The organism is Spirosoma endophyticum (assembly GCF_900112365.1).
GTDB classification, from domain to species: Bacteria; Bacteroidota; Bacteroidia; order Cytophagales; family Spirosomataceae; genus Spirosoma; species Spirosoma endophyticum.
The window spans coordinates 542,730-553,959 of the sequence record NZ_FOLQ01000004.1 but is presented as its reverse complement, the minus strand read 5'-3'; the positions used below and the strand labels follow the sequence as shown (position 1 = coordinate 553,959).

The following is an 11,230-nucleotide window of genomic DNA, read 5'->3' as shown; positions in this document are numbered from 1 at the left end:
TCGAACGTAATGAACCAGAAATGACCCTTAGTAGGATTCAGCGTCTATACATCAAGTCGGTGGCAGATGTGCTTGTGCAGAAGAATACAAAGAAACTTAGCTTTCATATGGGTTAAACCAAACCCTTTGCCTACTGTCGAACGTTTACATAAGAACGATTTACAATCAATCATGAAAAAAGGCCTTATTTTAGTATTGGTGGCGCTGCCACTGTTGTTTAATCAATGCGCTGTTAACAACCAGCTTTCGCAGGCAAAAGCCCTGGGAGAGTGTCGCTATACGATTGCATCCGCCGATAGTATTTATCTGGCGGGAATCGATGTTCGGCAACTGCGCAAGATAGAAGACATTAATCCAGCCCGTTACCCCCGGCTGGCAACGGGGTTGCTGACGCGGAACGTACCACTCGACGCCCGGCTCAACATTAATATTACAAATCCAACCAATAAACTGGCGGGTATCAATCAACTGGAGTATCGGATTCTGCTGGCCGGCCAGGAATTATTCAATGGATTTCTGAACCAACGTATCGAAGTACAACCCGGTGGCGGTACCACTCTCGTTCCGGTCCGGCTTAATACGAATGCGTATCAATTGTTTACGGATCCTAAAACGCGCGATGCCTTTACACAATTGGTGCAGAATCTGTCGGGTTCAGCAGGAACACAGCCATCTAAACTGACAATAAAAATTAAACCAACGCTGGATTTACTGGGTAAACAGGTTAATTATCCTGGCTATATCACAATAGATCAGGACGTAACGAACAAAATATTGTTGGGTAATTAGCGCCAAACCATACACGTTTGTAAGACCTGCATGGTTTGATAAGACTTGAATATAGAGTAATGAGAGTTGACTAACCAGTAGCATTTCAACTGCCCCAGCTTTTTTAGGTCGGGGCGGTTTGTTTTGTCCCTTGAAAACGCGATTTTCAAATTTGATTAACCAACCATCCAATGCGCCATTTCTTTATTGCCTTTTTAGTAGCGGCTTCTATGCTGTCGGTTCGGGCTCAAACCAATCGTATCCAGCTAACGCACGACGACGCTAAAAAACAAGTGACCGTTACGGTCGATGGAAAACCATTCACGGCCTACATCTATCCAGGGCCGACGGTTCTGAAAAAGCCGGTGTTGTATCCCATCCTCTCGGCAGGCGGCAATTTCATTACCCGAGGCTGGCCGCTTGACCCGCGCCCCGGCGAACGTATCGACCATCCACACCACGTTGGCATGTGGTTCAATTATGGTGATGTGAATGGTCATGATTTCTGGAATAACTCAACCGAGATTGGGCCGGAGCACAAAGGTCCGTTTGGAACGATTGTTCATACGGGCGTTAAATCGATGAAAAGTGGCAACGGTGAAGCTGAACTGGTCGTTACGGCTGACTGGCTGGACAAAGACAGCAAGGTTATGCTGCAGGAAACAACGACCTATGTGTTTCACGCCAATGCTGACAGTCGCACGATTGACCGCAATACGACGCTGAAAGCCGCTGGTAAAGATGTCATGTTTAAAGACAACAAAGAAGGGATGATCGCTTTGCGCGTGGCTCGCCAGTTAGAGCAGCCTTCAACCAAACCGGAGGTGTTTACGGATGCACAGGGCGTAGCCACCAAAGTGCCAGCGATGAATAACGAAGGTGTAACGGGACACTATAAGAGCAGTGAGGGTGTGGAGGGCGATGCCGTCTGGGGAACTCGTGCACCCTGGGTAAAACTAACGGGAACGCTGGGAAATGAACCTGTTTCGATCGTTATGATGGATAATCCCAAAAACGTTGGCTATCCAACCTATTGGCATGCTCGCGGATATGGTCTATTTGCCGCTAATACACTGGGGCAGTCTGTTTTAAGCGAAGGCAAAGCTCCGGCTCTAAATTATACACTGCCAGCGGGAAAAGATGTTACGTTTCGTTACCGCCTGTTGATCCAATCGGGCAACGTAACGGATGCTGTGCTGGTCAAATCGACGAAGTGGTAGTCCGATTGTGAAGACTGTTGTCAATAAGGCCGATTCTCGTAGTTGTTTTTTCTGCGAGAATCGGCCTTTTTTATGCCTAAATCGTTTATACCAACGACAGACCGCGATTTAACTAATTTAGATGTACTAACGCGGAACGGTAAACGCGCCCGTCGAGTGATTCCAGCCATACACGTAGCGTATTATTTTCGTCGGTAGCCCGGCCAAGCTCCATATCTATCTGACGGAGTAAAAAAAGCAGTTGATGCACATGCCGCCATTGTTCGGCCAGCCGATCAGCCGATTGTTTTGTATGAAGTTTCTGACGTGCATCCTTCGTTAACTGCCGTACACTCATCTTGAGATGGTAGCGCAATATGATCAGCCGACTGGCCATTGGCAGATCGGTTGGGTTACGTTCCATGTGCGAAATACTCTTGGCCAGCACATTGTTACGTTGCTGAAGCTGGTCGGATACAATCATCCAGGCTTGTTCAGCTTGTAACGATTCATAGTTGACAGTTTTCATGAGATCGTACGGTAAGGTTTGCAAACAAATATAATTACAAATGATTCAATTGTCAATTACTTTTTATGACAAATAATCGTCGGAATAAAAGCTTTTCTTCCGACGATTAGACAAGCAGTGTACGGGTTAAGTTTAATACTACCGTATAGTATATATCTAAGAAAATCACGAACCTCGGATTCGGCCCTGTGGAAGAACCTTTGGGTCAACGTTTGAAGTTTGACGCTAAACATCGAACTTCAAACGCCGAACGTTCCCTCTTGCTTATGGACCCTACCTACCGTGCCCTCATCGTCTGTACAAATCACACCGACTACCAGACTAAATCACATAAAACGGGCTTGTGGCTAAACGAGGCTACGCACTTTTATGATGAATTAGCGGGTCGAAAATTGCCTTACGATATTGCCAGCCCTGCTGGTGGGTTAGTTCCCATCGATGAAAAGAGCATTGATCGGCGGGATACTATCAACGAAAAATGGTATCATGACGTAACGTTTCGAGATAAGCTGGAAAACTCCCTTCGCCTGGATGACGTGAACCCAGCAAAATACCAGATTATTTTCTTTGCCGGGGGGCACGGTACACTGTGGGACTTTCCAACGAATTCGGCAATACAGCGGATTACGCGCCAAATCTATGAAAGCGGTGGTATGGTGGCGGCCGTTGGGCACGGCGTCAGTGGATTACTGAACGTGATGTTATCGGACGGCTCGCTTCTGATCCAGAATCGGCAGATAACGGGTTTCTCAAATATGGAAGAAAAGCTCGTTCGGCTGGATGATGAAGTGCCATTTCTGCTCGAAGATGCGTTGCGAGAGAAAAATGCGCTTTACAGTAAAGGGTTGATTCCCTTCTTGCCTTTCATCGAAGTTGACGAGCGCTTAGTTACGGGCCAGAATCCCCTTTCTGCCCGAAAAGTTGGCCGTAAAGTATTGGAAGAAATGTATGAAAAGTAATGATGAATGATTTTGCATAGAATCATTCATCATTACTTTTCATCATTTTTTATACCACTGCTTGCGGAAATACTTCCCGCAACAGTTTCAATTCCTGATCTTTATCTGAAATAATAGGATCGCTGACCCCCCAGTTGATATTCAGATCGGGATCGTCCCAGCGAATGCCCGATTCGGCTGCTTTATTGTAAATGTTGGTGCATTTGTAACTGAATACGCTGTCTTCCAGGGCTACGAAGCCATGCGCGAATCCCTGCGGAATATAGGCCATGTTGGAAAGACGGGCATCCAGTAAAAACGTTTCATATTGCCCAAATGTGGGCGAATCGGGCCGTAAATCGACCGCTACGTCCAGCACCTGGCCAGTAATAACGCGCACCAGTTTTCCTTGTGCAAACGGCTCATTCTGCATGTGCAACCCGCGCAGCACACCTTTTACCGAAAATGACTGGTTGTCCTGCACGAACTCCATTGGCAGGCCTAATGACGCAAAAAGCGGCTTGTTGTAGGACTCGAAAAAAAAACCTCGTTCGTCTTCAAACACACGTGGAATTAGTTCAACCAGGCCTTCGATGGCTGTTTGGCGGACTTGCATAAATAAGGTCGTTACGTATAGATAGTTGGTCTTATTGGCAAATTTATGAAACTGCCGCCGTAAGTCGTACTTTTGGGCCGAATCATTTTACGTAGTGATTCCCTTAATCAGTATGACTTATTCGGAATTAAGTGCACAGATTTTTCAGAAACAGTCTTATTTATGCATTGGTCTGGATACCGACCCGCGCAAACTTCCCCGCCACCTCCTGACCGAGTCCGATCCGGTCTTTGCGTTTAACAAAGCCATTATAGACGCTACGCATGACCTCACTGTGGCCTATAAACCCAATATTGCCTTTTACGAAGCGCAGGGTCCACGCGGTTGGGAAAGTCTGCAAAAAACACTCGATTACATTCCTAACGATTGCTTCACTATCGCTGATGCCAAACGGGGTGATATTGGTAATACGTCGGATTTATACGCCCGAGCGTTTTTTGATCCGACCGCTGCTGGATTGGCGTTCGACTCCGTTACTGTGGCGCCCTACATGGGACGTGATTCGGTTACGCCTTTTCTGGCTTATGAAGGCAAATGGGTCATTCTACTAGCCCTGACTTCGAACATTGGCAGCGCTGATTTTCAGCGTCAACTGGTTGGCGATCAGGAATTGTTTGAGATGGTGATTGAAACGGCGCGAACCTGGGCTAGTCCTGATCAACTCATGTTTGTGGTTGGAGCAACCCAGGTCGATGAATTTAGTCGGATTCGGGAAATGGCTCCCGATAATTTTTTACTTGTGCCGGGTGTTGGCGCGCAGGGTGGAAATTTAGAAGAAGTTTCGCGTCTTGGATTAACGGCAAAGGGTGGACTTCTGGTGAATGCATCAAGGAGTATTTTATACGCATCTGACGGTCTGGATTTTGCCGAAAAGGCGCGCGCAGAAGCTAAAGCTTTGCAAACAGAAATGGCCCGGCAGTTAGCGCATATCCGATAAACATATTTCTAAGTAAAATGCTACCAAACAGGTGTTTCAGCGTCTGAAGCAGTGTCTACTGTTCACCGCTAACTGTTCACCGACCTGTGCCCGAAGTCTTTCTTTATTTTGTCTGGCAATATCAGTATTTCACAACAACGAAGCTCATCACTACCGATGGTGACGTAGTGCAGGTGTTACGCCCTGGTTTTCGGAATCACGATGCCGGACCCGATTTTACGAATGCCCGGTTGCTGATCAACGACGTAGAGTGGGTCGGTACGGTCGAGATGCATACTCGAACATCTGACTGGCTGACACATCGTCATCAGCATGACCGAGCTTATGAAAACGTAATTCTTCATGTCGTGTGGCAGGACGACCGCGTGATAAGCGGACGGCAAGTTAACCGGGCAAATGGGACGCCGTTACCCACGCTTGAACTAAGTTTACTTGTTGCCCCCGCTCTGCTGGAGCGTTATAATAATCTAAGTGATTCGCCAGCGAGTATTCCCTGTGCTGATCAATTTCGATCGGTGTCGCCGTTGCGCATAACATCGATGCTGGATAAGGCTATGTTCCAGCGATTGGAGCGAAAAGCCGCGGGTGTCCGGGCACTTTTTGAACAGACGAGTGGCGATTGGGAGGAAACGGCTTATCGACTACTCGCCATAAACATGGGGTTTAAAATCAATGCTGATCCGATGGCGCAACTTAGTCGGGCAGTGCCGTTGAAAGCAATCCTGAAACATCGTGACGTACTGTTACAGGCTGAAGCCATGCTATTTGGCGCAGCTGGCTTGCTAACTGTTGAGCAACCTGACGACTACGTAACGACTCTCCAGCGTGAGTACCGATTTCTGTCTGCAAAATATCAACTTGCCGATAAACAGGTGGAAGCGCATGCCTGGAAATGGGGGCGATTGCGCCCCGCTAATTTTCCGACTTTGCGGCTTGCCCAACTAGCGCGCTTACTAACGCGACATGCCAGTTTATTTTCGCTTTTTGTGGGTGCAAATAATGCCGAAGCGTTACTGAAATCACTACAGCTAACCCCGTCGGATTATTGGCAGTCGCATTATCGATTTGGGAAAATTACCGAAAGAATAGTGCCCACACTTGGACCTGATTCGGCAGCAACGATTGTGATCAATACGGTTGTGCCACTCCTGGCTGCTTATGCCCATCACCGGGGAGAACCGGCTTACATTGACCGAGCTATTAACTTACTGGAGCAATTACCAGCCGAAAAAAACCGCCTGACCGAAGGATGGGATACCCTTGGTTTGGGTATCCGCACGGCCTTCGATTCGCAGGCGGCTATTGAATTACATAATGAATTTTGCGCTGTCAAAAAATGCCTGAGCTGTCAGATCGGCGCAGCACTTATAAAAAAATGATGAATGATAAATGATGAGTTATTTTTTTGCAAATCATTCATCATTCATCATTCATCATTCATCATTCATCATTAACTTACTACTACGTCCTGTTTAGTGGCATCCCAGGTTACACGCTTGCCCGTATGCAGGGACATGGTAGCCATGATGTTAGCAACCGAGTGATTGAAACCAACCCGAGCCGGTGCGTTTGGCTCCTTGCGGCTACGAACACACTCCATCCAGTTTTGCATGTGTAAAGAAGTCATTGGATCGCCACCTGTATTCGCTGAAGTGGCCATTTTGGCGGCTTCTCCAAGCGACATGGTAGGCAGCAGATTCGCCTTCATATTCATTTCTTTGGCGTATTTTTCTTCCAGGCCACCCTCCGGCGAAATCTTGTTCGTATCGAGGTTGATCATACCACCGTTCGAGTAGTAGTACTCTTTTACTCCGCCCGCTTCGTTGTTCATGCGTGACGAATACAAGACCTGGAAACCTTTGGTTTTATCGTTGTCTGGGCCGTAATCGAATACCGCGGTGAACGTGTCGGCGTTCGTACGGCCATCTTTCCAGACGTAAATGCCACCGTTAGCAACCACGGAGCGTGGATGGTCTAAGCCACTGAACCAGTGAACTGTGTCGATCTGGTGCGACATCCACTGCCCCGGAATACCCGACGAATACGGGTAAAATAACCGGAATTCAAGGTACTTGCGTGGGTCCCAGGCTGTTTTCGGACGATTCAGTTGGTAACGATCCCAGTCGGTGTCTTCTTTCTTAATTTCAGCCACCAGTTTAGGCCGGCGCCAGCGACCGGGTTGGTTGACGTTCCAGGTCATTTCGACCATCGTAATATCGCCAAACTTCCCTGATCGGATGAACTCATTTGCCTGGTGATAGTTGGGCGCACTACGTCGTTGTGAACCAACCTGCACAATTTTCTTTGAGGCTTCGACTGCTTTAAGCGCTTTGCGGGCATCTTCCAGCGACTCGGCAAAGGGCTTTTCGCAATACACATCGCGTCCCGATTCAACGGCGGCTGCGCAATGCAGGGCGTGCTGGAAGTCGGCGGTGCTGATAATAACGGCGTCAACATCTTTGCGATCGAGGAGTTCGTCGTTATTGCGGGCTTTGAAGAACGTACTGTCGTTCAGGCCTTTTCCTTTCAAGAACTGTTCGGCCTCTTCCCGACGGCGGTTCCAGATGTCTGAGACGCCCACGAAGGCAAAATTCTGGTTTTTGGCGTGTTCAGCAAAGGCGGGGGCCAGCGACTGCCGGAAGCGGTCCGAGAAACCAATGATGCCTACCCGAACGCGGTCGTTCGAGCCAAGGATGCGGGCATAACTGCTTGCCGAAAAACTCATACCAAGTCCGGCGAGTGCAGATTTCTTTATAAACTCACGACGATTTTCCATAGAATATGCTAAGGTGTTGAAAATATGTGATCCAGTATATATGTCTTTGTCTTTAGTCGATAGCCGTGCCACCGTTTAGAAGCGTGGCACGGCTATCTACCAAAGGCACTTGATCCAAAAGTCTAACGTCTGATTGTCAGTATCTTTTAGAGAGTTTTAATTTTCATGTTTCGGTAGGACACCAGATTGCCATGATCCTGAAGGAGAATATGCCCCTTCGTAGCTTCGCCAAAACGCCCGTTCGCGTTGTATTCCGGCGCTTTGTATTTGCTCATGGCCACCAATTCGCGGAATTTTTCGCTACCCCGTTCGTATTCAACTACTTTTTTCCCGTTTAGCCAATGTTCAACGTGCTTGCCTTTCGAAAGGACCCGGCCGGTATTCCATTCGCCAATGGGATGAGCCTGTTTGCTGGTGGCCGGAATCAGGTCGTACAACGAACCGACGGTGCGGTTGCCGTTACGTCCCAGTTTGGCATCGGGGTGTTTGTCGTCGTCCAATACCTGAAACTCCAGTCCGAACGCCGATCCTTTGGGTTTTGGCGAATGCTCAACTACAAAATATTTAACACCACTGTTGGCACCTTCGGTCAGCTTGAAATCGAACATCAGATCGAAATCGCTGTATTCGCCGTCTGTAACGATGTCGCCGAAGCTTTGCGACTCTGAACCATCGGACTGCTGAATAGTTAGCAACCCATTCGCTACGTTCCATCCTTTTTCGGGAAACTTGTCTTTATAGGCCCCGCGCCAGCCGCTGGTCGTTTTGCCATCAAACAGCAATTTCCAGCCGTCGCTTTTCTCTTTAGCCGTGAGCGTGTTGGGCGTCTGCGGGTTTTCAAAAGCCAGCAAGCCGAGTAATAAACCTGATAGAATTAATTGTTTCATAGTGAAAGAATGAATGAGCGAAAGCATGAAAGAGCGAAACCTATCTTAAAACTTTCGCTCTTTCATGCTTTCGCTCGTTCACAAATTAAGCTTGAGCGTTTTTGTGATGTAATCCTTGTTAATCTGCGCACACTGGGCAGGGGTTTTGTCTGTTTCCGGAACACCATCCAGTTCAATAATTCCCCAGCCGCTAAAATTAATATCGTCCAGCGCTTTTATAACGGCCGGAACATTAACATTTCCCCGACCTAATTCAACAAACTTGTAGGCTTTGGGATCGTCGGGTTTATCGGGCCGGGGCGACATCGTGTCTTTCAAATGCAGCGCATAAATGAGGTCTTTGTACTGCTTCACGGCCTTTTCGGGTTGCCCACCTCCTTGCTTGTAGTGAGCAATGTCGAGTTCCAGCTTCATGTAGTTAGGGTTCATGGCCTGCACAATCACGTCGACTTCTTCGGGTGTTTCGCCAAGTTGGCTCATATGATTGTGGTACGTGGCCTGAACCCCTAAGTCAGCGGTTTGTTTCCCGATCTCATTCATAACGGTTGCCAGTCGCTTCAATTCGTCGGTCGTTGGGAGTCGATCTTTCGGGCGGGCCGAATTGGTTAATTGAATAGCCGATCCGCCGAGCGCTTTCACAAAACTGGCGTGCGCTACGTGCATGTCGATGGTACTCTGCTCTTTAGCTGGGTCAATCTCAACGTTGCCGCTCGAAAACATAGCCAACGTTAGCTTATGCTGATCAAGCAACGCTTTCAATTCGGAAGGTTTGGCGCGGTATGGCCCGAACGTATTGGCTCTGATCTGAATACCTCGATAGCCAAGAGCTGCCAGGTCGGCAATAGCCTGCGCATCGTTGCCGCCCCAGGTAATGGATGAGTAGGCGATTTTAAGGTTTAACTTTTTCGGTAGCCCGGCAACTAGTTGGTTGACTCCGGCCGTAAGTGCCAGCGTTGACAATCCGGCAGTTGTTAGAAACTGTCTTCTGTTTACAACGTCTTGCATAATTGAGTGAGGTAAAATAATCGGTACGATCCGATGAATTCGGTTACTGATGATGAATCGGGTATAGTTTGGAAACCTCACCTAAAAGCGTATCGGTGCTCAATTCTACTTATTGATTTCTTTTGAGTATGAAGCCATCGTTGTGAACGTAGCGATAAATAAGTAATAGCCAGTTGAACATGAAGGCTGATTTCGGGTAACGTTGCTCTTGCTAATGCTCAACTTGATTCGTCTAAATAGAATTGACGTACTGACATGGCACGACGCCGTCGACGATAATTAATCACTTTGTGAAAAATAGAAAGACGATCAGGAAGCCCATAATGGACGTAACAAAGCCGAACATGAAGACGCTGTAGGCAATACGTAGTAGCTTGTATTTTTTCGCCAGCACCCGTCCTAAGTAATAAATGTCGCGGGTCATGGTAGCGTAGAGATAACTGCTATCCCGCATCAATTCGCTAATGCCCCATTGATATTCGTCCATGCTCATGCTATGGAAGTTGCCGAAGAACAGCAAGTTTCCCTTCTTCTGCTCAATGTCTTCGTGCGTAAATGTACCCTGCGTTACGTTCGGGCGGGTGGCCAGTATCGCAAAAACGATAGTCAACAGCGCCGTAGTCAAAAACATGGCGGTCGGCACCATCAGACTCGGGTTTTCTTCAATCCGGCGCGGCAAAATCGACACAATCACCGACACCATAATCGAATTGACCGAAATCATGATGTTGGCCTTGCTATCGGCAATCTCACTCAGCCGAAGGTGATTTGTCGAGGTAGTCCGAAACATGGTCTCAATACCCCGTTCAGTCTTGTTGTCTTTATTCTTTTTCTTATCCTCGATCGGAGGGGCTTCTGCCGTTGCGGATTGCCCGGCAGGCGTCGGCTCCGCAACCTGTTCGGGCTTGCCTTCTTCCCCTTTTTCGGCTTGTTTGTCCTTCTGGTGACGTAGGTTCTCTGCCTGACTTTGGCCTAGTAGTGTCTGGGCGTAATCCGTGAAATAGCGATGCGTTTCGAGTAGGGCAATGTTTTCCTGCCGCCAGTCGCTGCCCGAAATGTCGGTTCCGGTCAGTTTCTCCTGCTCTTTTCTGAGAAGTTTCTGTTTGGTCTTGTAATCATCACTGCCCAGATGAAATAGATCAGCATCACAAATAATCTGCTCCAAAAGATTCCTGGGCGATTGCGGCATCTTCGTCGCCCGAATGCAATGCTTCACCGTTTTTATGAAAGGCGATTCCTGCTTTTCTTTCTTTAGATAATCGGCTGCCAGATCGGCGCTACGTTCCTCATGCTCTTCGGGCGGGCCGGTCAAGTGTCCCAAATCGTGAAACCACGCTGCCGCCATTACCGACAGGAAATCGGTTTCAGCCAACTGGTAGTGCTTCGCCATTTGCTCCGTTGCCTGAACCACTTCCTGAGTATGTTTCAGATTATGGTACAGCAGGTCCGGTTTAGGATGTTGGTCGAAAAACTTGACAATGTGCGTTTCAATGTGCGATAAGAGCGAATGGCTCATGGTAGCTGGCGTAAAGGTTGAAAGAGAGTAGTGAATCGCTCCGAATTTACGAGGTAACG

11 protein-coding genes are annotated in these 11,230 nt (G+C 48.0%); 5 read left to right on the top strand and 6 right to left on the bottom strand.

Going from position 1 to position 11,230, the window contains the following annotated elements; genetic code table 11:
• Positions 1-171 precede the first annotated feature (171 nt).
• Positions 172-789 carry an LEA/WHy family protein gene (locus BM202_RS14280; protein ID WP_093827124.1) on the top strand — a complete coding sequence of 206 codons (618 nt, stop codon included), beginning with the start codon at positions 172-174 and terminating at the stop codon, positions 787-789.
• A 170-nt stretch (positions 790-959) separates the two neighbouring features.
• Entirely contained in the window at positions 960-1,988 is a 1,029-nt protein-coding gene (locus BM202_RS14275) for a DUF6807 domain-containing protein (protein WP_093827122.1), read from the top strand.
• A 112-nt stretch (positions 1,989-2,100) separates the two neighbouring features.
• On the opposite strand, the gene BM202_RS14270 is transcribed toward BM202_RS14275, so the two are convergent.
• Positions 2,101-2,496 (bottom strand): hypothetical protein, encoded by a 396-nt coding sequence (locus BM202_RS14270; RefSeq protein WP_093827120.1) that lies wholly within the window; start codon positions 2,494-2,496, stop codon positions 2,101-2,103.
• 266 nt (positions 2,497-2,762) lie between these two features.
• Here BM202_RS14270 and BM202_RS14265 point away from each other — a divergent pair, with 266 nt between their 5' ends.
• Positions 2,763-3,455 carry a type 1 glutamine amidotransferase domain-containing protein gene (locus tag BM202_RS14265; RefSeq protein WP_093827118.1) on the top strand — a complete coding sequence of 231 codons (693 nt, stop codon included), beginning with the start codon at positions 2,763-2,765 and terminating at the stop codon, positions 3,453-3,455.
• 49 nt (positions 3,456-3,504) lie between these two features.
• Here the strand turns inward: BM202_RS14265 and rfbC are convergent, their stop codons facing one another.
• Entirely contained in the window at positions 3,505-4,050 is a 546-nt protein-coding gene (rfbC, locus tag BM202_RS14260) for a dTDP-4-dehydrorhamnose 3,5-epimerase (RefSeq protein WP_093827116.1), read from the bottom strand.
• Between the two features lie 112 nt (positions 4,051-4,162).
• Here rfbC and pyrF point away from each other — a divergent pair, with 112 nt between their 5' ends.
• Both pyrF and BM202_RS14250 read left to right on the top strand, forming a co-directional pair.
• Positions 4,163-4,987, top strand: coding sequence for an orotidine-5'-phosphate decarboxylase (gene pyrF / locus BM202_RS14255; protein WP_093827114.1), 825 nt, complete (start codon positions 4,163-4,165; stop codon positions 4,985-4,987).
• A gap of 86 nt (positions 4,988-5,073) precedes the next feature.
• A complete protein-coding gene (locus BM202_RS14250) occupies positions 5,074-6,366 on the top strand; it encodes a DUF2851 family protein (RefSeq protein ID WP_093827112.1) in 1,293 nt (430 codons plus the stop codon).
• 71 nt (positions 6,367-6,437) lie between these two features.
• Here BM202_RS14250 and BM202_RS14245 read toward each other — a convergent pair whose 3' ends face one another.
• From BM202_RS14245 to BM202_RS14230, 4 genes are all read right to left on the bottom strand, one after another.
• Positions 6,438-7,763 carry a Gfo/Idh/MocA family protein gene (locus BM202_RS14245; protein WP_093827110.1) on the bottom strand — a complete coding sequence of 442 codons (1,326 nt, stop codon included), beginning with the start codon at positions 7,761-7,763 and terminating at the stop codon, positions 6,438-6,440.
• Between the two features lie 146 nt (positions 7,764-7,909).
• Positions 7,910-8,650, bottom strand: a complete 741-nt coding sequence (locus tag BM202_RS14240) for a 3-keto-disaccharide hydrolase (RefSeq protein ID WP_093827292.1) — start codon at positions 8,648-8,650, stop codon at positions 7,910-7,912.
• Between the two features lie 78 nt (positions 8,651-8,728).
• Positions 8,729-9,655, bottom strand: coding sequence for a sugar phosphate isomerase/epimerase family protein (locus BM202_RS14235; RefSeq protein ID WP_093827108.1), 927 nt, complete (start codon positions 9,653-9,655; stop codon positions 8,729-8,731).
• A gap of 283 nt (positions 9,656-9,938) precedes the next feature.
• Entirely contained in the window at positions 9,939-11,171 is a 1,233-nt protein-coding gene (locus tag BM202_RS14230; RefSeq protein ID WP_093827106.1) for a Pycsar system effector family protein, read from the bottom strand.
• Between the last annotated feature and the right edge of the window lie 59 nt (positions 11,172-11,230).

Coding starts and splice junctions, on each gene's coding strand:
- BM202_RS14280 (WP_093827124.1), top strand. CDS start 172: ATGAAAAAAGGCCTTATTTTAGTATTGGTGGCGCTGCCACTGTTGTTT.
- BM202_RS14275 (WP_093827122.1), top strand. CDS start 960: ATGCGCCATTTCTTTATTGCCTTTTTAGTAGCGGCTTCTATGCTGTCG.
- BM202_RS14270 (WP_093827120.1), bottom strand. CDS start 2,496: ATGAAAACTGTCAACTATGAATCGTTACAAGCTGAACAAGCCTGGATG.
- BM202_RS14265 (WP_093827118.1), top strand. CDS start 2,763: ATGGACCCTACCTACCGTGCCCTCATCGTCTGTACAAATCACACCGAC.
- rfbC (WP_093827116.1), bottom strand. CDS start 4,050: ATGCAAGTCCGCCAAACAGCCATCGAAGGCCTGGTTGAACTAATTCCA.
- pyrF (WP_093827114.1), top strand. CDS start 4,163: ATGACTTATTCGGAATTAAGTGCACAGATTTTTCAGAAACAGTCTTAT.
- BM202_RS14245 (WP_093827110.1), bottom strand. CDS start 7,763: ATGGAAAATCGTCGTGAGTTTATAAAGAAATCTGCACTCGCCGGACTT.
- BM202_RS14240 (WP_093827292.1), bottom strand. CDS start 8,650: ATGAAACAATTAATTCTATCAGGTTTATTACTCGGCTTGCTGGCTTTT.
- BM202_RS14235 (WP_093827108.1), bottom strand. CDS start 9,655: ATGCAAGACGTTGTAAACAGAAGACAGTTTCTAACAACTGCCGGATTG.
- BM202_RS14230 (WP_093827106.1), bottom strand. CDS start 11,171: ATGAGCCATTCGCTCTTATCGCACATTGAAACGCACATTGTCAAGTTT.